This is a genomic window from Saprospiraceae bacterium (genome assembly GCA_016715965.1).
Taxonomy (GTDB): Bacteria; Bacteroidota; Bacteroidia; order Chitinophagales; family Saprospiraceae; genus Vicinibacter.
This window is the reverse complement of sequence record JADJXG010000001.1, coordinates 997,501-1,021,969: the sequence shown is the minus strand read 5'-3', so window position 1 is coordinate 1,021,969 and position 24,469 is coordinate 997,501. Positions and strand designations below refer to the sequence as shown.

The 24,469-nt window shown below is 42.8% G+C and carries 16 protein-coding genes (1 of these 16 cut by a window edge); 11 read left to right on the top strand and 5 right to left on the bottom strand.

All coding sequences use genetic code 11. From position 1 onward, the window contains the following. Window position 1 precedes the first annotated feature (1 nt). Complete coding sequence (locus IPM48_03630) at window positions 2–742, top strand: sulfite exporter TauE/SafE family protein (GenBank protein ID MBK9270663.1); 741 nt, start codon at window positions 2–4, stop codon at window positions 740–742. A 16-nt stretch (window positions 743–758) separates the two neighbouring features. Here IPM48_03630 and IPM48_03625 read toward each other — a convergent pair whose 3' ends face one another. Then, window positions 759–4,010, bottom strand: a complete 3,252-nt coding sequence (locus tag IPM48_03625; protein ID MBK9270662.1) for a hypothetical protein — start codon at window positions 4,008–4,010, stop codon at window positions 759–761. Here IPM48_03625 and IPM48_03620 point away from each other — a divergent pair. Next, window positions 4,003–4,638: an MBL fold metallo-hydrolase gene (locus tag IPM48_03620; protein MBK9270661.1), complete on the top strand. Its 636-nt coding sequence runs from the start codon at window positions 4,003–4,005 to the stop codon at window positions 4,636–4,638. The two genes, IPM48_03625 and IPM48_03620, sit on opposite strands and share 8 nt — an antisense overlap. 13 nt (window positions 4,639–4,651) lie before the next feature. Then, entirely contained in the window at window positions 4,652–5,683 is a 1,032-nt protein-coding gene (locus IPM48_03615; protein ID MBK9270660.1) for a quinone-dependent dihydroorotate dehydrogenase, read from the top strand. Window positions 5,684–5,689: 6 nt separating this feature from the next. On the opposite strand, the gene IPM48_03610 is transcribed toward IPM48_03615, so the two are convergent. Continuing rightward, the gene (locus IPM48_03610; protein ID MBK9270659.1) at window positions 5,690–6,895 is read right to left on the bottom strand and encodes a M20/M25/M40 family metallo-hydrolase; all 1,206 of its coding nucleotides are present in this window, start codon (window positions 6,893–6,895) and stop codon (window positions 5,690–5,692) included. A 79-nt stretch (window positions 6,896–6,974) separates the two neighbouring features. Between IPM48_03610 and IPM48_03605 the strand changes: the two genes are divergently transcribed. The 4 genes from IPM48_03605 (at window position 6,975) to IPM48_03590 (ending at window position 13,573) form a co-directional block, all read left to right on the top strand. Further along, complete coding sequence (locus IPM48_03605; protein MBK9270658.1) at window positions 6,975–10,109, top strand: hypothetical protein; 3,135 nt, start codon at window positions 6,975–6,977, stop codon at window positions 10,107–10,109. A 138-nt stretch (window positions 10,110–10,247) separates the two neighbouring features. After that, a complete protein-coding gene (locus IPM48_03600; protein ID MBK9270657.1) occupies window positions 10,248–11,369 on the top strand; it encodes a GyrI-like domain-containing protein in 1,122 nt (373 codons plus the stop codon). Between the two features lie 35 nt (window positions 11,370–11,404). After that, a complete protein-coding gene (locus IPM48_03595; GenBank protein MBK9270656.1) occupies window positions 11,405–12,148 on the top strand; it encodes a M15 family metallopeptidase in 744 nt (247 codons plus the stop codon). Between the two features lie 171 nt (window positions 12,149–12,319). After that, window positions 12,320–13,573: a DEAD/DEAH box helicase gene (locus IPM48_03590; protein MBK9270655.1), complete on the top strand. Its 1,254-nt coding sequence runs from the start codon at window positions 12,320–12,322 to the stop codon at window positions 13,571–13,573. A 781-nt stretch (window positions 13,574–14,354) separates the two neighbouring features. Here IPM48_03590 and IPM48_03585 read toward each other — a convergent pair. The 3 genes from IPM48_03585 to IPM48_03575 all read right to left on the bottom strand — a co-directional run bounded on the left by IPM48_03585 (window position 14,355) and on the right by IPM48_03575 (window position 18,894). Continuing rightward, window positions 14,355–14,693, bottom strand: coding sequence for a hypothetical protein (locus IPM48_03585; protein MBK9270654.1), 339 nt, complete (start codon window positions 14,691–14,693; stop codon window positions 14,355–14,357). Between the two features lie 347 nt (window positions 14,694–15,040). Continuing rightward, the gene (locus IPM48_03580; protein ID MBK9270653.1) at window positions 15,041–17,971 is read right to left on the bottom strand and encodes a DNA polymerase III subunit alpha; all 2,931 of its coding nucleotides are present in this window, start codon (window positions 17,969–17,971) and stop codon (window positions 15,041–15,043) included. Window positions 17,972–18,180: 209 nt separating this feature from the next. Further along, window positions 18,181–18,894 (bottom strand): hypothetical protein, encoded by a 714-nt coding sequence (locus IPM48_03575; GenBank protein MBK9270652.1) that lies wholly within the window; start codon window positions 18,892–18,894, stop codon window positions 18,181–18,183. Between the two features lie 441 nt (window positions 18,895–19,335). On the opposite strand from IPM48_03575, the gene rpsA reads away from it, so the two are divergent. From rpsA to IPM48_03555, 4 genes are all read left to right on the top strand, one after another. Further along, window positions 19,336–21,600, top strand: a complete 2,265-nt coding sequence (rpsA, locus tag IPM48_03570) for a 30S ribosomal protein S1 (protein ID MBK9270651.1) — start codon at window positions 19,336–19,338, stop codon at window positions 21,598–21,600. A gap of 150 nt (window positions 21,601–21,750) precedes the next feature. After that, a complete protein-coding gene (crtI, locus tag IPM48_03565; protein ID MBK9270650.1) occupies window positions 21,751–23,226 on the top strand; it encodes a phytoene desaturase in 1,476 nt (491 codons plus the stop codon). Between the two features lie 6 nt (window positions 23,227–23,232). After that, window positions 23,233–24,075, top strand: a complete 843-nt coding sequence (locus IPM48_03560; protein MBK9270649.1) for a phytoene/squalene synthase family protein — start codon at window positions 23,233–23,235, stop codon at window positions 24,073–24,075. A gap of 21 nt (window positions 24,076–24,096) precedes the next feature. After that, window positions 24,097–24,469, top strand: the 5' portion of a protein-coding gene (locus tag IPM48_03555) for a hypothetical protein (protein MBK9270648.1). Its footprint extends 464 nt past the window's final position; 373 of the gene's 837 nt are visible here — the first part of the coding sequence; its start codon is at window positions 24,097–24,099; its stop codon lies off the right edge, out of view.

Genomic DNA, 24,469 nt, shown 5'->3' with positions numbered 1-24,469 from the left:
CATGTCCACTGCAGGCTTTTTTATTTTCTACATTCTTGCTTTTGTCTCAGAAGTCCTGGGAACCATCAGTGGATTTGGTTCTTCTATTTTGTTTGTGCCATTGTCTTCTTATTTTTTCGACCTTAAGACTGTATTGGGCCTTACCGCCCTCTTTCATGTTTTTAGCAATCTGTCAAAAATATTTTTGTTCAGAGAAGGAGTGGACAAACAGGTAATGTTGAAATTGGGCATCCCAGCCATCGTATTTGTCAGTGTTGGAGCAGTGTTGAGCAATTTTGTTTCGACCCTTTATCTTGAATTGTTGCTATCTGCTTTTTTAATTCTTATTTCCATTTTTCTATTTTTTAATTCAGAAAGGAAAATTGAAAGGACCAATCGAAATTTGATTTCATCAGGAATCTTGTCGGGATTTTTGGCCGGGCTAATTGGAACAGGAGGTGCTGTCAGAGGAGTCACCCTGGCATCTATTCATTTGCAAAAACAAAGTTTTATTGCAACTTCTGCGATGATTGATTTCGGAGTCGATACCAGCAGAGCGGTGATTTATAGTGTACAAGGATATGTGACTCGTGATGTCCTGTATTTGTTGCCGGTATTGATTTTGGTCAGTTATTTTGGTACGCTTGCCGGAAAGTTTCTGCTGAAGTATATGTCCGAGGCCGTTTTTAAAAAATGGGTGTTGGGTCTTGTGATTGTAACCGCTTTGGCTCAGGGTATTCAGATATTAAACGATGGGGCTTGAATTGTCTATGGTTTCTTTAGAAATCCAATCCGAGGGACAAATGAAAAATGGGTTTTCCAATTCCTGAAACGTCAAACGGCCATCCATAATCAGCTCTTATAAAATATCCAAAAATGGCGCTTCTGACTCCTATACCTGTCGAACTAATGATTGGATTTCTCTGGTATCTTATGTCAACGATCACCGCTGGGTTGCTCACATTTTGTTCGACTATTTCTGCTTTCGCAAGATGGGGTAAAAATCCATTCCAGGCCATGCCTGCATCTAAAAATCCCACCAGTTGCAAATTGCGCAAAAATCCATTGCGCCAACTTTGACTCAGCAAATATTGAAAAAATGGAATTCTGACTTCTGAACTAAACACCATGGCACTGGTACCTCTTCTGGCTCCAATTGGGAACCCCCTGACCTCGGTGACCTGCTGAGAAAAGGTATAATTTAAAAGTGCACCGGAACCTCCCTGCGTACCATATTTTGGGATCAGCCAGTTTTCCGTTCCACCGAGATGATTTAACATTCTGAGCCCGCCGAAAGAAGAATTAAAGTACCATCGATTTGAAAATACTGAATGCTTAAGGATGGGGATGTGATGTCTTGCGTCAAATCCAAGAATGTACAGCAATCCCTTTTCCGGGGCAAAAGTCCAGGTTTCTTCTTTATTGATTCTGAATCTCTTCATGGTTTCGATGAATACTTTGATTTGTGTACCCTGTCGGAGATTGATACCAAGCTCCAATGCATCATCATACACAAATTCCAGTCGTGTTCCCACACTTTGCAGGTGGGTGCTTGAACTGTCCAGACTAATAAGGTCTGTTCCTTTGAGAAACAAGTGATCGTTTCTAACCGTATTGTTGAGCCGAATACTTTTATAAGGATCAAAAGCATAAATCAATTGGTAATTGAATAGAACAGTATTGGTTGTCTGACGAAAGCTCTGAAAACTATTCAATGGAATGGATTCATGACCAACCCTGCGGTATATGGCATAAATATGATCCAGTCTTTTCTTTTCATTTTCAAACAATAGATACGCTTCATTTCCCGAAAGACTGGTAGGAATCCTCACTCCTCCTTCAAGATGGTAATTCTCAAAGATATCTCTGACCCTCATCTTTAATAAAAGTCCAACCGGAGGAGGCACAAAATTTGCGTTAAACCCCGCAAAAGTGTTAAGTCCACCAAAGAGTAAATCATTGTTGAGATTGGCGGACGTCTCTTCAATTTGAAACCGATCTCTGTAGGCAATGGCCTGATTTGAGTTAAATTTATTTTCAAATGAAACAACAGGTATTTTTCGGTTTTGAAGATTATTGCGGGAAGACTTGTATTCCTGACTTTTGACTTTAAAGCCATTCTGGATAATTTCAAGGGCATTTGGCGGGTCACCAAATTCACTTTGAAATTTAGACAGGGGCAAAATACCAATTGAATCCAATGGCGACACATTGGCGCTGTCCTTTATTTCATTGTTGCTGTCTTGAATAAATTCCAGGGCTGAATTTTTAAGATCATTCAATGCATCTATCCGACCCAAAGGTCTTCCGTGGATGTCTTTGTAAATACGCATTGTTTTTTCAAGGCCTGATTTTCCGGCGATTTTATTCAAAAGCGGATGAGACAAATCATATTTTCTATTGTTGTCCGATAAATAATGAATCAAACCATCTGCATGATTTGCTTCAATAATGTATAAGTCATCCCTTAGAAGAATGAAATGATAAAGACTACTTCCTTCCATAGGTTCTTGCGATTTAGACGCAAGGGATGGATTTGAAATTCCCATTTCATGCAGCGACAATGGATCCAAAGGAAGCAAACTGTCTAATTTTATTTTTTCATAATAAGAATTTAAGCGATTGGAAAGATAATAGAGCCTTTTCTCTCCATTTAAAGACGCCAACTGGAGTTTTGTTTCATCGAATATATCATCACTCAGTTTTTGGTAACTTCGCGATTTGATTTTGTAAAGGAAGAGATCAGAAAATCCGTTGTTTGATCCGGAAAAAATCAATTGATCCCGATTTAAAATTTCCAAATCATAGATGGCAAAAATGTCTTCTGGTAAAATGGTTTTTGTAACCAGCCCTGTTTGGTGATCGGTGATGGTCATTCTAATGCGGTTCTTTATTTCATCTGCCACCACACTGATATTTTCCATTTTATTTTCAGCGTAAACAGGGTACTTGATGTCGGGAATATTTATTTTATTCCGGTGACCAGAGCAATAGATGGTTTGAATACACTTTAATTGGTCGTTGTACAATCGGATTCTTTTTCGGTTGTTTTGATCCGTAACAAAAACCCAGGCATTGAAAATATTGGAATAATATACCCGTTGGATGGATTCCTCTTTTTTTAATCTGATTTTATGGATGGCTGGCAATTGGTATTTCTTATTGTCAAGCTGTCTTCCATACCATATTCTCCATTCTTCCATTAGTTCTTTCAATTCAATCTGAAACACCATTCTGGTAGCCTGGTGAAGATCCTTTTGAATTCTGATGAGATATAACCAATTGGACAAAGTTTTGTCTCCATATTTAATAAATATATAATTCCAGAATGACTTTCCTGCCAGCACAGGATTTTTTTTGCTAAAATTTTTAAACCCATTGCGTTTTTTCCAAAGTCCATTTAGAATCCATTCATCTCTGTCAGTCCATCCCTCTCCCAGATATTCGATGAGACCAGTTTCAAACCATGGTGGAAGTTTATAGCTAATCACTTTTTGGATCACTTCCTGAAAATTGGTACCCGAAAACATGGAATTGAAATAGACCTGGACCAGTCCCTTTCTCAACATTTTAACTGCATGGTCATGGTTGCCGTTGAAATAGATCAGAATTTTCTGCCCTTTTATTTTGGGCTCCAGATTCCAAAGACCAGGACTCCAGGTATGACTCAGATCAATGTTGGTTTGGTGAAAATCTGACAAATCTGAAAATATGACCAGTTCTATTTTTTCTTTGGGGTGGTATTCAAAAAGGTTGAGAACAGCCTGATTTTCTTCTTCTGCGATATTGATCAGAAAATGAGCAAAATTTCTGCCTTTTCCGTACCAGTAATATACCAGATTACTGGTTTCGTAGATCCACCAGTCTTTTTGATCATTGTTGTATTGAATCTTGTTTTTACCAAATGTTTCACGGGCGTGCTGAGCTTCAGATGGAATATAAGCCAACAGGCCTGTCAGGACAACAAATAAACTGGATTGAATCGTTCTAAATTCCATTATTTTGCGCAAATTATAACGAATTATGGACATACACTGTTTTGTTGTCAATCCATTTGCTGAAAATACTTTTTTGGTGTGGGACAAGCCATCAGATGCAATCATTATCGATCCGGGATTTTACCAGGAAGATGAGCAAACTGAATTCTTAAATTTTATCGCAGCCAACAAGCTGACCGTCAAACATATTCTGTTGACACATGCCCACATCGATCATATTTTTGGACTGGAGTTTCTCTTTCAACATTTGGGCATCCGGCCCAGATTGCATCCAAGCGAGTTGCTCGTTTACCAATCTGCCGCACAGGTGAGTCAGATGTATGGCCTAAAAATATTCAATTATCCTTCGGCCGATGCAGATATCATCGCCGGAAGTGAACTAACTCTTGGAAATATTCAATGGAAGGTGTTATTTACCCCTGGACATAGTCCGGGAAGCGTAAGCTATTATGTCAAGGAGGAATCGGTAGTCTTTTCAGGAGATGTCCTGTTTGAAGGCAGTATTGGCAGAACCGATTTGCCCGGTAGTAACTATGACACCCTGATCCATTCGATCCAGACCAATCTCCTCAATTTACCCAACGAAACAAGGGTTTATTCAGGCCATGGTCCTGTCACGACCATCGGTCAGGAAAAACTGACCAATCCTTTTTTGAGTTAAAACCATTGAAATGATGCTTTGGACTTTATTGAAAAAAATTTTCTTTTCCCTTGATCCGGAAAGAGCGCATTACCTCAGTATGAATTTGCTGCAACTTGGACTTAAAATCCCGGGTATTTCCAATTGGTTGATACAATCCTGGAAATTTGAACATCCGGCCTTGCAGCAAAATCTGGATGGTATGGTATTTAAGAATCCGGTGGGACTCGCAGCAGGATTTGACAAAGACGGACGATGGTTGCATTTGTTACAACAGCTGGGTTTTGGATTTATAGAAGTGGGTACAGTCACACCAAAACCTCAAAGTGGAAATCCGAAACCCAGATTGTTCAGATTGGTCAAAGATCAATCCGTCATCAACAGAATGGGTTTTAACAACAACGGGGTAGAGGCCCTCGCCAAAAGATTGAGTGAATTTCAAAAGCATAAAAATGTCCTCATCGGCGGCAACATTGGTAAGAATAAGGACAGTTCCAATGAAGAAGCTGCTGCAGATTATTTGAAGTGCTTTCATGCCTTGCACCAGTATGTGGACTATTTTGCCATCAATGTGTCCTCTCCCAATACCGCAAACCTGAGAGCACTGCAGGACAAAGAGCCTTTGATGCAACTGCTGATAAAACTGCAAGCCGCCAATCAAAATTATCCTGTACCAAAACCCATTTATCTGAAGATTGCTCCCGACTTGAACAAGGAACAAATTTTGGATGTCATTGACGCAGCGATTCAATCAGGAATTCAGGGCCTGATACTTACCAACACCACCATCAGCAGACCGGATTTCCTGCTTGAAAAAGAGAAAGCCAAAGAGGCCGGGGGTCTCAGTGGTAAAGCATTGAGCAGTCTTACCACCGATATAATAAAAACAGTGAGAGAGGCAAATTCAACTTTAAGTATTGTTGGTGTCGGCGGAATATTCAACGGTAATGATGCTGTACAAAAATTGAACGCAGGAGCTCAACTCATTCAGGTTTACACCGGAATGATTTTCGAAGGGCCCTGGATGGTAAAGAAAATAAAAAAAGAGCTGGTTCGGATGAAATAGGATTCCTTAAAATGTAACTTTTAATACCAGCTTTTCTGTACCACGCATGACTGTGACATCGGTTGTCTGGCCTTTTTCAAATTTATTCAAGGCCTTCATGTATTCGTGCACATCTTTTACAGGATAAGTGCCGATGGAAAGAATAACATCCCCATTTTGCATTCCTGCTTTGGCTGCGGGCCGATTGTCCAATACCGCATCCACCCTCATGCCCTCTCCGTTGTAAACATAATCCGGCATGAGACCCATGGTCACTTTAAAACTAACCGCCTGATCTTTGTTTTCATCTTTTGTTTTTTGAAAATGCAAGCTCTGCTTGTCGATCCGGAGAATGATCTCATGGATAATTTTTGACACCGATTCTATCCCAGAATAGTTGACCAAAGGACTGTCATCAGAGGGTTTGTGGTAATCTGTGTGCTGCCCGGTGAAAAAATGCAATACCGGAATATTTTTCAAATAAAAGGAAGTGTGATCGGATGGACCAATACCACCTTCGGTATAATTGAATTTGAAATCCATAGGCTTTACTTGCTCCAAAATGGATTTCCACTCACTGGCAGTCCCTGTGCCACTGATGGCCAATACTTTTTCGGCATTCAACCTGCCCACCATATCCATGTTGATCATTGCTTTCATTTGATCCAGTGGAATGGTAGAATTTTCGACAAAAGATTTTGAGCCAAACAAACCGTACTCTTCACCCGAAAAAGCGATAAACAATACATTGGTTTTAAATTTTTTATTGGAAGCCAATTGTTCTGCAATCCACAACATACAAGCCACACCACTGGCGTTGTCGTCAGCACCATTGTGAATGCTGTGATCATTTGGCGCCAGAGATCCCACATCTCCGTGACCCAGATGGTCGTAATGAGCTCCAACGACGATGGTGTGCTTTGATTTTCGGTCCAAAAAACCAATCACATTGTGTCCCATTTTGTCCATTTTGGTTTTGTCGTGCGGATTCGAGCTAAAACCAAAGCTCTGCAGCCAACCGTTCTGTCCCTTGGCTTTCAGACCTATTTTTTGCATTCGGTGGATGATGTAATCTGCTGCCAAATGCTCGCCCCGGGTACCGGTACACCTGCCTTCCAAATCATCTGAAGCGAGATATACAACATCGGTCATAATCCCCTGATAACTCGGTTGAGCAAAGAGCTTGCACAACACCAAATTGGCAAGAATCAATCCAATCCATTTAATTTTCATATTTTTTATCATTTTTGTCGCTATTTTATCACAAACAGATCTCCTGAAGGGTCTTATTTACACCAAATCAATTCTTCTGATGACAAAAAATTGCATTTTAATTGTATTGACCTCAAGCTATCTAATGGGCTGCAAAAATAAAGAGAATCAGTCAATTTCCCTTCAAACTCCTGAGATTTACCAGATACATCAGAATTCCACCATTCCGGACCATTGGAAGAATCCAAACATTTTTGAAATGGGCAGGGAAGAACCCAGATCCGATTTTATGCCTTTTGAAACAGATGCCCTTGCAGTGGCCGGGCAAGCGGTCAATAGTAAATATTATCAATCCCTCAGCGGATTCTGGAAATATCGATTTTACCCCGGTCCGGATTATGTACCCAAAGACATTGAAAAATCATCGTGGATCCAAGTGGTTTCAGAGATAAGTTTTCCGGGTTTTATAGAACTGAAAGGAATGGGCAAACCCATTTTTAAGTATCATGATTTACCATTCGCCCATCGATTTCCGGAAGTTCCTGCAGATTCCAACAGTGTGTTGATGATCAACAGATCGATCCAGATCGATCCCAGCTGGAAGCAAAGAGATGTATTTGCAGTTTTTGAGGGAATCAGCTGCAGTTATTTTGTGTATTTGAATGGTACATTAATTGGTTACAATGAAGACAGCAAAGCTTGCTCTGAATATTTGCTCAACCTTCAGTTGAAGGATGGAGCCAATGACCTCACCTTGATCTTGTTTCGTTGGAGTGACGCTTCTTATTTCGAATCTCACAACCAATGGCATCTGACAGGTATCAATCGGGATGCGTATTTGTTGGCAAGACCAAAAACAAGAATCGCAGATTTTTTTGCAAAAACAGATCTGAAGAATAAATCAGGCACCCTTGATTTAGAAGTAACCATGAAGAATCGTGAAGAAAATGCATCCGAAGCACTTCAACTTTTGGTCGAGATTAGAAATGATTCAAACCGATTGCTTTTTGAAAGCCGTCAGAAAATGGATATGGGCGCCCAATCTGATAAAAAGCTTTTGTATAAAGCCAGCCTTGCCAATGCAAAAGCCTGGTCTGATGAAACACCCCATCTATATTTTCTGATATTAAATCTTAAAAACAATCAGGGAGAATTGTTGGAATCCATCCGCTATCCACTGGGATTCAGATCCCTTCAATATGGTCAAAATGGATTGATGTGGAACAAGCGTTACCCAAAAATAAAAGGGGCCGTTTGTCACGAATTCCATCCCACCAATGGAAACATTCTGGACAAAACCTGGATCGAAAATGACGCGGATGTGCTGAAACTCCAGGGAATAAATGCAGTCAGGAACAACCATTATCCCTTTCCTTCCTATTGGTACAAATACATGCAAAAATTTGGCTTGTTTATCATGGATGAGGTCAATTTAAATCTGAGCAGTTTTTCAAACAGAAATTTGCCCTATCCTGCAGACAGTGTCCTTGCAGACATTGCATTGTACCGAACAAAAAACATGTTTGAGAGAAATAAAAACTACTCCAACATTTTTGCATGGAGCCTCGGTTATCAGACAGGCACTTCACCAGCCATCCAAAAATCGATGCAATACATCAAACAAAGAGATCCTATACGACCTGTGGCAGCCTATTCCAATGGTGGTAGTCTGGGCGATATCGAATTGACTAACTCTTCAAACATCCATTCTGCATCGAAAAAAACAGAAATCGTTTACAGACTTGGCACCCATCAGGGCAATGGATTGGGTGGATTTGAAGACAGCTGGAATCAGATCATTTCAAACCAAAGGATTGCCGGAGGTTTTGTGGAAGATTTTACAGACCAAACCTTCTATATGAAGAATAAATCGGGTCAGTTTTTCTTTGCCTATGGTGGAGATTTTGGAGAATACCAATCCGATTCATTCAGATGTGTCAGCGGTATCATGACTTCCGACAAAACTCCGAAGCCGGCTGTCAAAATTCTCAGCCATGCTTTTTCACCATTTGGTTTTAGCATGGTTGATCTGGACCAAGGTATCCTACAGATAAAAAACAACCAGGTGTATTTTGAAGATACGGTGTTTAAATATTTCTGGACCATCGAAGAGAATAAAGTCAGGGTCATGGAAGGGACCATTGCCAACTTACACCTCAAACCCGGAGAAACCCGAAAGCTCAGATTAAATCTCAACGGATATAAGCCAAAGCCTGGAAAATATTGTGTACTGAATTTGATTGTCAACAAGGCGAGCGTAGTGAATGGGATGTTTAGATTTCAGGATGTCAGCCATCAGCAATTCGAGTTTCCCTTTCTGCCCAACGCACAGTTAACCGCCAATCCCAATAATCCATTGCATCTCGATCAAAATAAAACGGACTGGAAAATCAGTTCCAATGATTTTTCCCTGACTTTGGATACAGCCAGGGCTGCCATTGCACAAATCAGGTATAAAAATCTGGATTTGATTTCTTCTCCATTGGTTCCATTTTTTGTAAGAGCTCCGGTTGACAACGACTTGTACAGTGGTAAAGACCTTTGGCTGCATTCCTGGAGGGAAATCTGGGAAACCCTGAATGAAAAGAATTTCAGTCTGGTGAAATCGGAGGATGGAATGATCCACATCAGAATGAATGGTGTGATCGGAAAGGCAGATCGCATTCCTGTGATATGGGATTTGGAGCTTTGGTCAGGAGGAGATTTTATCCTGACTTTGGAGCTAGGCAAAGGAAGTGCGCCAATGCCAGCCAGAATTGGCTGGATCACAAAAATGCCTCCCAAATTTGGAAATATAAAATGGGTGGGAAGAGGGCCATACGATGGATTTCAGGATCGGAAATCAGGATTGCTGATTGGAGAATTTAAAACAACCGCGGTCGATTTTAACGTACCGCTTGTAAGACCTCAGGAAATGGGAATCAAAACAGATCTCAGATGGGCAGCCGTATCCACCTTTGAAGGCCTTAGCCTGGCTGCATATTCGGATACGCCTTTTGAAATCATGGTGCTGCCATTCGAACATTCTGCTCTGTTTGGAAAATACAGACATGGTGTGGACATACCAAAAGCCTTGGACAATACAGTAGCATTCAGTTCCATGCAAATGCCGGTAGGGGATGGGATCAGAGCCATTCCGGACGATTTAGGACGAGTGAATAAATTCAGATTGCGACTCAAACTGACTGAGGATCGATCCAGTACCCTCTGGAACCATTTCGCGGAAAAGTGGTAATCGACTTATTTACAAATCGTTAAGCAGTATCTCATTTCCCGATCCTAAAATCAGCTTATCTTTGCGCCGGATCCAATCATTGAGATCAATGGTTGAACCGATTGTTTTTATTTAATCAAATATTTTTACAAATTCATAATGAATAAAACGGTTGTACTGATTTCCTCTTTGTTGGCAGGCATTTTTGGATTGTATGTGATCGGATGTATTTTTTCTCCATCCACCATGACAGACAAAGGAGAAATAAAAATCAAATGCACCAAAGGACTTTTAGGAGTCATGATCAACGACATCAAGGAATGGCCAAAGTGGTTGAGTTGGAAGAATGAAGATCCTGAATTATCCATTAGCTTGGGGGGAAGACATGTCAATCAGGGAGCCAATTTTACTTTTGAAGGACCCATATTCGGTAAGGGTCGGGTTGAATTGGAGGAATCGCTGAAAGATTCATTGATGGCAGCCCAAATCATCAATGATCAGTGGCCGGCAAAAGTAGTTGTTACCTTTCAGATCATTCCTGAGTCCAATTCTTCCGTATTGTTGACCACCAGAAGTCGAATTGTAAGTAAGATTCCATTTTTTAAAAGGGTTTTGTATAGAAACTTTCAGGCTGAGTACCGCAATAGACACCAGGAGGATTTGGCCGGGTTAAAGAATTATATTGAGGGAATGATCAACACCCAATTTGGAGCGGATGCCACTACTTTTCCAAAAAAATATTACGTGGGAGTAAAAGCTCCGATTTACAACATGAATATACCGAAATTTTACGCAGAGAATTTTCCAAAAGTGTACAAACTCTTGGACTCAATGCAGATAAAGCAATCCGGGCCACCGGTTGGACTGATTTACGATTGGGAAGGCGGATCCAATTATGTGTATATCATGGCGGCTCTGCCTGTGGAACAGAAATTTAAACCCCCTACTGGTTTTGAATTAGAGGAAGTGCCGGAGATTCCTTGCGTCAAGTTGGAGGTTTTTGGACATTACAACAACCTTAAGACAGCGCATGTGAAAATGGATTATTTTATGAATACTTCTTCCTTCACATTGTTTCCTCCCATCATCGAGGAGTATGTGACCAATCCAAACGAAGAGCCGGATACCACCAAATGGCTGACCAATGTATATTATCTATTAGACAATACGGGGTCCTACGCCAAAGAATTGTCCAGGAAAAAAACCATGGAGGATATGTTGAAAGAAGAGGACGAGCAAAGGAAAAAGAACATCGAGCAGCAAAACAAACTTAGAAGATAATTGCCATTAAAAAAATACTCTCCATACTGTTGTGCATGTTTTGTGGTTTCAACGAAGCCGCTTTGCAGGCAAATTTTTATTCAGAAGAAAAGTCCACTGAATTGATTTCCATTGATCGATCCGAGTTGAACAATATTCTGCATGGCAGATTTGATCCGGTGATGCATCGTGCCTTTGTAAAGATCGACAGCATCTATTGTGACCGGGAAATGTACATGCTTGAAGAAGCTTATTTGGCGTTTGTGTCCATGGCGCAGGCTGCTCTGCAGGATTCCGTCAAGTTGCAAATTGTATCTGCCACCAGGGATTTTGACCAGCAGAAAATGCTTTGGGAAAACAAATGGACCGGCAAAACACCAGTGGATGGCAAACGATTAAATCTGGTGATGAAGGATGTCATTCGTCGGGCCGTAAAAATTCTGGAATATACCGCACCCCCTGGATATACCCGTCATCATTGGGGTACAGACATCGATCTCAATTCTGTCGAACCGAGTTATTTTGACACAGAAGAAGGAATGCGCATCTACCAATGGTTGTGTGCCAACGCAAGCCGGTTTGGCTTTTGTCAGACCTATCCAGCCATAGATGAGAAAAGACCCGTTGGATTTAATGAAGAAAAATGGCATTGGTCCTATGTTGTCATTTCGAATGCCTTATGGGAAGCCCAGCTGGAACAGTTCTCTTCCAGAAATATTTGTGGATTTAAAGGTTGCAATGCGGTCAAGAAAGTTAGATTGATCAACTATCTCACCGGCATTTCTCGCTGTGGGGAATAAAATGAGTTTGTTCATTCTTTAGATGATTTGTTCTGTATGAAGGGATCAATGCCTTCCGTCCAAGGTAAACCTCAGGAATATAATGTCTGAGATTACAATAATCTTTGTATCTTTGTGTGTAATTTAACCGAACACTACACCCGCTCAAGCTTTTATTTTATCTTTAATTTTATGACTTTTAATGATTTACGACTAAATCCTTCATTGCTAAAGGCATTGTCAGAAGAAGGATACACAAGCCCAACACCCATTCAACAAAAAGCAATTCCACTGGTACTTGAAAGAAAAGATGTCCTGGGTTGCGCACAAACAGGCACTGGTAAAACAGCTGCATTTGCATTGCCCATTCTTCAAATTTTGGATGAAACAAGAGATCAGGCAAAATCCAAAAAAAGGATTCGCAGTTTGATCCTGACACCGACCCGTGAGTTGGCGATTCAGATCGACGATAATTTTAAAGCCTACGGTCGTCACACCGACGTCCACCATACGGTTATTTTCGGAGGAGTCAAACAACAAAAACAAACCAACAAATTGGGAAGAGGCACTGATGTGCTGATCGCCACTCCAGGCCGATTGTTGGACTTGATCCAACAAGGATTTATCCATTTGAATGAAATTGAAATTTTTGTTTTAGATGAAGCGGACCGAATGTTGGACATGGGATTCATCAATGATGTGAGAAAAATTGTGAGGATGCTTCCCAAACAAAGGCAGACCTTGTTTTTTTCTGCCACCATGCCGGAAGAAATTTTGAGTCTGGCCAATTCGATTCTCAACAATGCGGTAAGGGTCAACGTATCAAGACCTTCTTCTTCCGCTCCCATGATCAGTCAGTCTGTTTGTTATGTGGAGAAGCAGGACAAGAATAGTTTTTTGATAACCATGCTAAAAACCCAGGATATCAAATCCACTTTAATTTTTACGCGCACCAAGCACGGTGCTGATAAATTGGCGAAGATGTTGGTGAGAAATGGAGTTTTTGCAGAAGCCATCCACGGCAACAAATCACAGAATGCGCGTCAGCAAGTTTTGGCCAACTTTAAATCCGGAAAATCTGCGGTATTGGTGGCTACGGACATTGCAGCGAGAGGGATCGATGTGGACGGATTGTCACAGGTCATCAATGTGGACATCCCCAATATTTCTGAGACCTATATCCACCGCATCGGTCGGACAGGCAGAGCAGGAGCCGAAGGTAAAGCCTTAAGTCTTTGCTCCTCGGAAGAATACAAGGATTGGGTCAATATCGAAAAATTGGTAGGAACACCGATTGCGGTGGAGACCGCAGATACCAACGAATGGGTGCCTTTGGTGAGAGAAGCGACTGCAGAAAAAAAACCTTTTCACCCACGCAATGGAAAGCGTGCATTTGGTCGCCGCAAATTTGGATCAGGAAAGAAAAAAACTTCAGTGACTTCCTAAAGTATTTGACTGATACAAAACCGCACTTCCTACAAAAATAATTGTGAATAAAATAATTGACCCCACTTTATATCTCACACAAATAGACAAAAACGCAGCCTTTTTAAAGAGGGCATCTTACATGAATTGATTGATCTATATTTGGTTCATTTTGCAAGATTCACAGTGTGTGCAAATTTTTAAGGGCTTGATATCACTGGGCAATAATTTCGTTTTATTACATAGTTTTATTTATTTGGTTCGAAATATTAATTTTAATAGAGGAGTACCAACATAAGGCCCTAATTCCAAAAACTGTCAACCTTGGTTTACTCAGAAAAAAGCTCCTAAAATTATACTGTATTTTGAGTACAGACTTAATAAACAAAATGATTTTCAAGCAATTTAATGCGGCCTAGGGCTCCGCAGCTCGGGTCCCCAACCAGCGAATGTCGCGGTCATGCTAAAAACTGTTTGAGCCCGACCGAAGAGCTAGCCACAATGAACGAACTTGCGAAGCGAGGATTGAGAGGTTAAATGGGAGAAAATTTGGGCGAGTTTTTTTAGCATAGCGACAGAGCTGATGTTGGGTGAGCGAGGAGTCCAGCCGCGAGTTTTCTTTGGTTACTTTCTTTTGACGGTCAAAAGAAAGTAACATGCATGAAGTTTGAATAAAATTAGATGTTTTTAATTTGCACTATTTGTACCAGGGCTTTAATTTTAATTACCGTATTTTAGAATTTAAATAGGTGTAAATCAATTTAATATAATCTTAGATTTATTTTGGCAAATGCGCCAAAACCTATTTATTTAATTTCTCTTTTGATTTTTCAAAGCGAGTAGCGGCGCGGTTATTTTTCAATTCGGTTTTGATTTTTTTCTGTTGCTCCAAATCTTTTTTGGACTCTCCATATTCGGATTGCTCTTTCATCAACAGAGCCTGAAGTTCTGCAAGGTGTGGGATGAGATCTGCACTCAACACTCCGGATTTTTCACTGATCTCCGTTTTGAGCAGGCTGTTGAGTAATTTGATGGTTCTTTTTTGGTTGAGGCCGAAAGCTTCGGAGAGTGCTTTGATGGTTTGATGTTTCTTGCTGTTGAGCCTTTCCAGCAATTCGTTGATTTCTAAGAATTCCTCCATCCTGTGATTTTTCTAAGGGACAAATCTAGTTAATGTTTGGGTTTAAGATTTGAGTTTTAGGTAGCGGCTTTCAGTACGCTGCAAGCGTACCCTTTGAGTAGTTTAGTTCGCTTTAGATTACCTCCGTTTCCCAATTCTCTAATCCCACCAACTGCGTTGGGGGCACGCGACTAATTCTCTAATCCTCTAATTTTCTAATTTCCCATGGCGCCAAGGCAGAATTTAGTACGCTGAAGGCGTACCCTACGCGGAGTTTAGGACGCTTTAGCGTCCCTTCGGTTTCCAAATTTCCAAATTTTCTAATCGACTAATCAACTCATTAACTCATCAACTAATCTTCCCCGCCTTCAATACCGTTCATCCTTCCGGTACGGCAGCTTCTTCATATGGCTGACCTCCAGACTTGGAAATCCAAAATCTTCTGTCACCAGGCCGCTGATCAGATAGCAGCCCTTGCCCTGGAAGGGATAGCGACTCAGACAGGGTGGAAAATGCGTCGTGTCAAAATACTGTCCCTCCTCGTCCACCCAGGTACCGAAGGCCATCAGCTTGCCGCCCACCGTGCTGACGGGCTTGCGCGTGACGTAGTAGCCCAGCATGCGGATCTGCTGACCGGAGTGAGCCTTCAGTCCCGAAGACGGGACGCAGCCGGAGGGCTTTTGTTCGAGGAGTTCGAAGGGTGATCTCAGCGGAAAACCCAAAAGCTCGATCTCGTCAAAAGCCTGATCGCAGGCACCGTCCAGAAGCTGAGGCAACTGGTATTCCTCTTCTGCTTCGGCAAACATAGGTACCGACTGCACGATCTGCCGCCGAGGGTCCATCACCGCGTTTTGCTGCCACATCAGGGCGCACTTGCTCTGCGCAGAAAAACGAAAAGCACCGATCCGGATCAGCAGATGCAGTTGTTCTCTTCCCGGATTGAGTCTGCGGACGAAGTCTTCCAGATCAGCATAGGTCCCGCGGGTCTGTCGCTCGCGGATCAGCTGATGGGCAAAATCTCTTTCCAGAGACTGGATGTGGATCAGTCCCAGCCAGATGGTCCTGCCCTCGATGCTCGTCAGATAACGGCTTTTGTTGACACAGGGCGCCTGGATCTCCGCTCCCTGCATGCGCGCTTCGTGGACGTATTGCTCGGTGCTGTAGAAGCCTCCGAAATTGTTGATCACCGCCACCATAAACTCCAGCGGATAATAGGACTTCAGGTATAAACTCTGGAAGGACTCCACGGCGAAGGAGGCGCTGTGGGCCTTGCAAAAACTGTATCCGCTAAAACTCTCAATCTGTCGCCAGACCTCCTGCGTCAAGGAGTCGGGATAGCCCCTTTCTTTGCAGTTTCTAAAATACTTTTCCATCAGCTGGCGGAAGGTATCCGAGGATTTTTTCTTGCCCGTCATGATCCGCCTCAGCACATCAGATTCGTCCAGATCAAGACCGGCGAAGTGGTGCACGATCTTCATGACGTCCTCCTGATAGACCATGACCCCAAAGGTTTCCGACAGGTTTTGCTTAAAAACCGGATGCAGGTATTGCACCTTGTCCGGATGGTGAAATCTCTGGATGTACTCTCTCATCATACCACTCTTGGCCACACCCGGCCGGATGATGGAGCTGGCGGCTACGAGGTGCACATAGTCCTCGCAGTTGAGCTTGCTGAGCAGGCCCCGCATGGCGGGGGATTCGATGTAGAAGCAGCCGATGCACTGGCCGGATTTGAGTTGTGCACGCACTGCAGCATCCTGCTTGATCTTTTGCACGTCGTGGATATTGATGTCGCGGCCCTGATTCTCGCGGACCAGTTCTACGGCGTCTTTGATATGGCCCAGCCCACGCTGGCTGAGGATGTCGTATTTGTGAAACTTCAGATCTTCTGCCCCGTACATGTCAAAGTGCGTGATGGGAAATCCCTTGGGCATTTGCTGGAGCGCGGTGTGATAGTAGATCGGACGCTCCGAAATAATCACCCCGCCTGCATGGATCGACAGGTAGTTGGGAAAGCCCTCGATCTTTTTACCATAGTGAAAGATGTATTTGGCATAGGGGTGATGCTTGGCGGAAGCCAGAGGTTCGTCCACGATCTGATCGATGTCGGACTTGGGTAGCCCAAAGACCTTTCCCAGTTCGCGGATGATGGACTTGCCTTTGAAGGTATTGTAAGTCGCCAGAAGTGCCGTGTGATCGCGTCCGTAGCGGTCGAAGATGTATTCGGTGACATCGTCCCGGTCGCTCCAGGAAAAGTCGATGTCAAAATCGGGTGGCGAACTCCGGTGCGGGTTGATAAACCGCTCGAAGTAAAGGTCCAGCTCCAGCGGATCCACGTCCGTGATGTAGAGGCAAAATGCCACAATGCTGTTGGCCCCGCTGCCCCTGCCTACGTGAAAATAACCGGCACTTTGTCCGTAGCGCACGATGTCCCAGGTGATGAGGAAGTAGGCCGAAAATCCGAGCCGGTGGATGACCTGCAGCTCGCGTCGCACACGGTCCAGGGCCTTGCTGTGATCGGTCCCGTAGCGACGCTGACAGCCCTGGATGGCCAGTTTGCTCAGCAATTTGTAGTCGCCATCTTGGGTTCCTGTGAAGGTCTTTCGGTTGTTGTCATTGGTGGATGGCAAGCGTGTATCGCAGCTGTCCAGGAGCATTTGGGTGTTTTGAAGGATCTGTGGATAAGGCTCAAAGGCAGACTGGATTTCTTCCGGACTGAGGAAGCATTCGTCCCTGGAGGCATGCTGATGTGCTTCCAGTTTACCCAACAGGATGTTGTGGTCGATGCAGCGCAGCAGCTTGTGGGTCTTCCAGCCGTCCTCATCCAGGAAGACGACCGGTGCGAATACCACCAGCTTGTCCACACTTTTTCGCTTGTGAGAGAGGGGGCTGATCTCTGAGGCTTTGATGCCGAGGTATTCAGACTCCTTGAGCGGGAGGCCGTCTACCGGCATTTTCCGATATACGGTATAGGCGTGGGACCAATCGGGCGACCGCTCCGGAAGGGCTTCTCCGCTCAAGGAATGCCTGCTCAGGAATTCGTTGATCTCGCGGACCCCTTCCTCGTTTTTGGCGATGCCCAGATAGAGAAAGCGGTCTCCGTCGCGGAACTCCATGCCGTACACGGCCTTGATGTCCAGCTTGCTGCAGGCGGCGGCAAACTGATAAAAGCAGGAGCTGTTGTGGATGTCGGTCAGGACCATCTCCCTAATGCCGCGGGCCTGAGCCTCCCGGGCGAGCTGCTCCGGACTGAGGGTCCCGTAGCGCAGGGAAAAGTAGCTGTGGCAGTTGAGATACATGACGAATTATTCGACAAAGATAGTCGAATAAATTGACATGATATTTTTGCTGCTATTTTTAAATCATCAAAAACTGATATTGTATCAAATAGAAATCAACTTCCATCAGCCCATTTACTGGCAATAGATGATAGTAACTTGTAAAATAGGCGGTTTCTTCTGTAAAGATCCGGTGAGAGAAAATGAATCCTGAAGTTCCCTCTGTTTTCTTACTTAATCATCAGCTTCCCAGCCTGGACCTGTTGATCAGGCAGCAAGAGGCGGTAAGTCAGCAAACCGCTTGTCGCAGCTTGAGCCGGAAGCTTGATCTGCCAGGGTCCGGCGTTTTCAAGGACTTGCAGAAGGATTTGTTTTCCGGACAAATCAAAGATAGCGATAGAAGCTTTTCCCTGCACAAAATCACCAATGGGCTCAACCAGCACAGACTGCTGGTCGGAGCTGAGATACAGTTTAGCAAAGATTGGTTTCCGGACTTCGCTTTGGTTTAAAATGATGAGCTGATTGTTTTGGATCTCGTAATCAATCTGGACGTCGGGCAAATAATACTGCTTTCCATTGAAGCCCAGGAATTCCCTGAGCATGTGATTGCATTTATTGCCAGGGCTTGCCCTGCTGGGCAATATTCTTATAAAATGTCTGGTAGGAGTCTTTTCAATAAAATAAAAACTCAAAAACGCATTACCGGGTGAAAAGGGATAAACACTTAAATCCGGCGAAGCCCATAAATTGCGAATGACATTCTTGCAGACTTCATTAAAGCGCAAATTGCGATCATAATTCGGAAGAGTTGATTTAACTTCTAGAAAATCAACTTCCGGCGAACTGTGCTCTATGGCAAACTGAAAACCCAAAAGATCGTAATGGTCCAAAGGCACCACATCCAAAACGATGGTGTCTTCGATTTGACGGAGCTCAAAAGCCAAACGGATGGTATCGGATTGCGATTGGCCATAAAAGCCCAGAATGCTGAACAGGAGGAGTAGATGGTTTTTTAAAAAAACGAATTTAAGATTTTAAAAATTAAATTCAAATTTACAAAAGCCAGTTTACATGAGGCGATTTAGTTACATAATTTTTTTTATTCTGTATTTAGTCTTGCTTTGTAGCCTCTTACATATTTGCTTTTTACCCAGATGTTTTTATTCCGAAATTTCGCACTTTGGCTCCCTATTTCCTTTCCGGACTTTTAAGGCAGTTTAACATATTACTGCCCCAAAAACTGAGAATATCCTTATCTTCGCGCCGCTAAAATGATTTCTTAACTTAAAAATGCCAAAATGTTGGACGAAAACAATTTAATCACTGAGGACGAATTTACCCCTGAACAGGAACAAATCCAGGAATCTCTGGATGATCCCACCCCAATGGACCACCACCGCAACGAAGATACCGAAGTCTTTCTGGAGGAGGAAGTCGCCCTAGAAACCCTGGTAGCTGCCGATGATTATTCAGGACCCCACGATGAATACGATTGGACAGTGACCAATAAGAACACCGTACATTATTCTCCTGAAGACGAGAAAAAATACCTCGCAGATTACGATGCTACTTTTAGCTCCATCATCGATGGTCAGGTGCTACAGGGCCGCGTCGCCGGTATTGTAGGCAGCGATGTCATCTTTGACATCCGCTATAAATCAGATGGGGTTATTCCGCTTTCTGAATTCAGAGACATGGAAGTAATGCCCGGAGAGACGATTGAGATTTATGTTGAGCGCACAGAAGACGAAAAAGGACATCTGGTCCTGTCCAGAAAAAAAGCCAAATTGCTCAGAGCCTGGGAAATTTTGGTGGACTCCTTCAAAAATGGCACCATTATCAAAGGATCTGTCATCAGCAAAACAAAAGGTGGACTTATCGTGGACTGCAACGGCCTGGAAACTTTCTTGCCGGGTTCCCAAATCGACATCAAACCGATCATTGACTACGATGCATACGTTGGTAAAACCATGGAGTTTAAAGTGGTTAAAATCAACGAAACCATTAAAAATGCCGTGGTTTCTCACAAAGCCTTGATCGAGGGAGACCTACAGGAGCAAAGAGAACAAATCATTTCGGGACTTGAAAAAGGACAGGTTCTGGAAGGTACCGTCAAGAACATCACGGATTTTGGAGCTTTCCTTGATCTGGGTGGTGTGGATGGACTCCTCTATATCACAGACATCAGTTGGGGAAGAATTAACCACCCGACAGAAGTTTTGGAGAAAAACCAGAAAGTCAATGTCGTTGTATTGGATTTTGATGAAAATAAGAAGCGCATCTCACTGGGTCTAAAACAACTTCAGCCGCATCCATGGGATGTATTCCCTGCTGAGATTGTGGAAGGATCAATCGTAAAAGGTAAGATCGTCAACATCGAAGATTACGGTGCATTCCTCGAGATTTCTCCGGGTGTGGAAGGTCTGATCCACGTATCAGAAGTCAATTGGAGTACTCAACCCATCCATGCCAAAGATTATTTTTTCCTCGGTCAGGAACTGGAGGCAAAAGTGGTTACTTTGGACAGAGATGAAAGGAAAATGTCATTGTCTATCAAACTGATGTCTGAAGATCCATGGAACGAAGTACAGAAAAATTTCTCTGTTGGAACCAGACATTCCGGTGTGGTGAAAAACCTTACTCCTTATGGAGTTTTTGTCGAACTGAAGGAAGGAATCGGAGGAATGGTTCATATTTCTGATTTGAGCTGGACCAAAAGATTCAACCATCCGTCTGAATTCACCAAAGTAGGCAACGAACTTGAAGTGCAGATCCTCGACATCGACATGGAAACCCGCAAACTGTCCCTTGGACACAAGCAACTGGAAGAAAATCCATGGGATACTTTTGAAAATGTGTTTCCGGAAGGATCTTATCATGAAGCCACTGTTCTTAGAAAGGACGACAGGGGATTTATCGTTCAACTCCCTTATGGGCTGGAGGCTTATGCTCCTACCAAGTTTATGAAAAAGGAGAACGGTCAGAACGCCGGAATAGAAGAAGTACTAACCGTAAAGGTGGTTGAATTCAACCGTGATGAAAAGAAAATCATTGTGTCTCATACCCGCTATTTAGAGGACATCAAGCGGGAAGCAGACGATACAGTGAGAAGAGAAAAGGATGTTGAAAAACAGCAGACCAAAAAGGCCATTGAGAAAACTCAGTCGAAAGTAGAGATTACCACCTTGGGCGAATTGGAAGGATTTAGTGCGCTCAAAGAGCAACTTCAGGAAAATGCCAAGGCCAAATTAGAGGCAAAAGAAGAAAAGTCCAGCACAGTTCCCGCTCCCAAAGAAGAGCCCGCAAAGGCTACTTTATTTGACGATGCGACCACTGAAAATCAGGAAACTCCTGCATCGGAGCCAAAACCAAAATCCCGCAAATCAAAAGCGGAAGGAGATGATCTTAAAATCATTGAGGGCATTGGACCGAAAATTGCCGAACTTCTTCAGGCAAAAGGCATTGTAAGCTTTAATGACCTTGCCAATGCATCCATTGAGACTTTGCAGTCTATATTGGAAGAGGCAGGATCAAGGTACAAGATGCACGATCCCGGCACCTGGGCTCAACAGGCACAGTTGGCGGCTGAAGGCAAAATGGACGAACTTAAAACCTTGCAAGACAGCCTGAAAGGAGGCAAAGTAGAATAAATTACCATGTTGACCATGTAAACGAAGGCTCTGGAGATATCCGGAGCCTTTTTTGTTTAATTTATTTATTAATTAGTTAAACAAATAAGATACCACCGTGTTTTTGGATTTGAATTTCTAAAAATAAACCCAAGTTCATTTGGCCAAAAAATACTGGAATTGTCAAGCGTAGGAATTATAGGAAGCGGAATTGCAGGTATGGCAGCAGCCATTGATTTGGCGGCAAAAGGGCATAAGGTGGTCGTTTTTGAAAAGAACGACCAATTTGGAGGCAGAGGTCGATCGTTTTCAGCAGATGGATTTACCTTTGACATGGGGCCAAGCTGGTACTGGATGCCGGATATTTTTGAGACTTTTTTTAATAAGCACGGCCAATCGCTGAAAGAGCAATTAAACCTCCGCAGACTGTCTCCTTCTTACCGGATGTTTTTTGAAGATCAGGTCTTGGATTCTCCCTCCGATCTGCAAGAAGTCTTCCAGGTTTTTGAAAAACAGGAGCCTGGTTCTTCCGCATTTTTAAGGAAATTTCTGGATGAGGCAAAGTACAAATACAACATAGGAATGAAGGAATACGTCACCAGGCCTTCCTTGAGTATTTTTGAATATTTTGATTGGAAAATTTTGCGCTCGGTTTTCAAACTTCAAATGACCCAATCCATTGCATCTGTGGTCAACAAAGGTGTATCCAACAAAGCACTGAGGGCCTGGTTGAATTTTCCGGTATTGTTCTTAGGGGCCAAGCCAAAAGACACACCCGCTCTATATAGCCTGATGAATTATGCAGATCTGGTCTTAGGGACCTGGTATCCGGAGGGAGGGATGACCCGGTTGTTTGAAGCATTTTATCAACTCTCTCTGGACAAGGGCGTAAAATATTCATTTTCGGATACGGTGCGCAGAATTGATGTGCACAATAATAAAGCGATTGGCATCATCAGCGACCGTGGTGTTCATCCATTTGATTTTATCATTTCCGCGGCAGATTACCAACACACAGATACTCAATTGCTGCCGCAGAATCAGCGACAGTATTCAGATTCCTATTGGAACTCTAGAAAAATGGCTCCCGGTGCGCTTATTTTTTACCTTGGAATCAAAGGGAAAATACAAGGTTTACTGCATCACAATCTGTTTTTCGACGCTGACTTTGATCAGCATGCAGCAGAAATTTACGATGACAAAACCTGGCCGGAAAATCCCTTGTTTTATGTTTGTATGAATTCCTATAGTGATTCCGGTGTGGCACCCGCAGATCATGAAAATTTGTTCTTGTTGATGCCCATTTCATCAGGTTTGATTGAAAATGAAATGCACAGGGAAAAATATCTGGACCTTATGCTGGACCGAATGGAGAAGCGCACATCTGTCCGGCTCAAAGATAAAATAGTCTTTAAGCGATCCTACGGCAATTCAGATTTTGTCCGGGACTACAATAGCTTCAAGGGAAACGCGTACGGACTTGCAAATACATTGTCCCAGACTGCGATCCTGAAACCAAGATTACAACATCGCAGAATAAAAAATTTATTTTTTGCGGGGCAACTTTCCCATCCGGGACCAGGACTTCCACCATCCATGATTTCAGGTGAAATTGTTTCTTCATTAATTGATCAAATGTCAAAGTAGATAAGAATGAAGGATTTAATGTTGTATTCAGAAGTTTGCAGGGATCTCAGTCAGAAATTGACCCGCAGATACAGCACATCTTTTTCTCTGGGTATCCGAATGTTTGAACCATCCATCCGATCGCCCATTGCGTCCATTTATGGATTTGTCAGATTGGCAGATGAAATCGTGGATAGTTTTCACCACATTTCGCAGCAAAAATATTTGGAGCAATACCGACAGGATACAATGGATTCCATCCAAAAAGGCTTTTCCTTAAATCCCATATTGCATGCATTTCAGGAAGTGGTGCATCAATACCAGATTGATTTAGACCTGATCGATGCATTTTTGGACAGCATGGAGATGGATCTTGCAAAAACAAGATTTAGCAGGGAGGAATACGATCAGTATATCTATGGATCTGCAGAAGTGGTTGGACTGATGTGTCTGAAAGTTTTTTGTGGTAAAAATCAACAGACCTATGAAGAATTAAAAGAACCCGCGAAAGCACTGGGCGCAGCCTTTCAGAAAGTGAATTTTCTTCGGGATTTTGGGAGTGATCAAATGGAAAGAAACCGCATTTATTTTCCGAATGTAGAAGGCACCGAACTCAGCACAGAACAAAAAAATCAAATCGAGACAGAAATAAGGACTGATTTTGAAAAGGCTCTTCGAGGGATTCGCTCGATTCCCAGCAACGCCAGGCTCGGTGTTTACCTTGCCTATCGTTATTATCGCACCCTGCTGACGATCTTATCAAGGACAGAAGCATCCGCCATCAGCCAATGCCGAAAGAGAATACCGGATTTGATCAAATATTTTATCTTGTTCAAAAGTTATATCCGTTATAGCTTTAACATGCTTTAGGATCAGCAATAATCGCAATCATTGAAATACTTCGACGACAAACAATGGCAATTTCACACTTTGGTATTTGCCGTTTTGGCAATATTTGGGATTCTTATTTTATCCCGTCCGGTCGATGAGGCGCATCTGCTGAGATCTGTTCCCAATCTGATCAGAATCCCATTTTTTGAAAATGAATGGATGTATTTCTGGCATCATTTGTTGGCGGCAGGTCCTGTGATTGTAGCTTTGATGGTATATCCATTTTTTGGAGAGAGCATGTATTTCTATAAGAAATGGATGATTTCAATTTTAATGGCAAGTATCCCTTTCATCATCTGGGATTATTTTTTTTCCAAAATGGGCATTTGGGGTTTTAATTCCAAATTCATCACATCGTTTATTCCATTGGGTT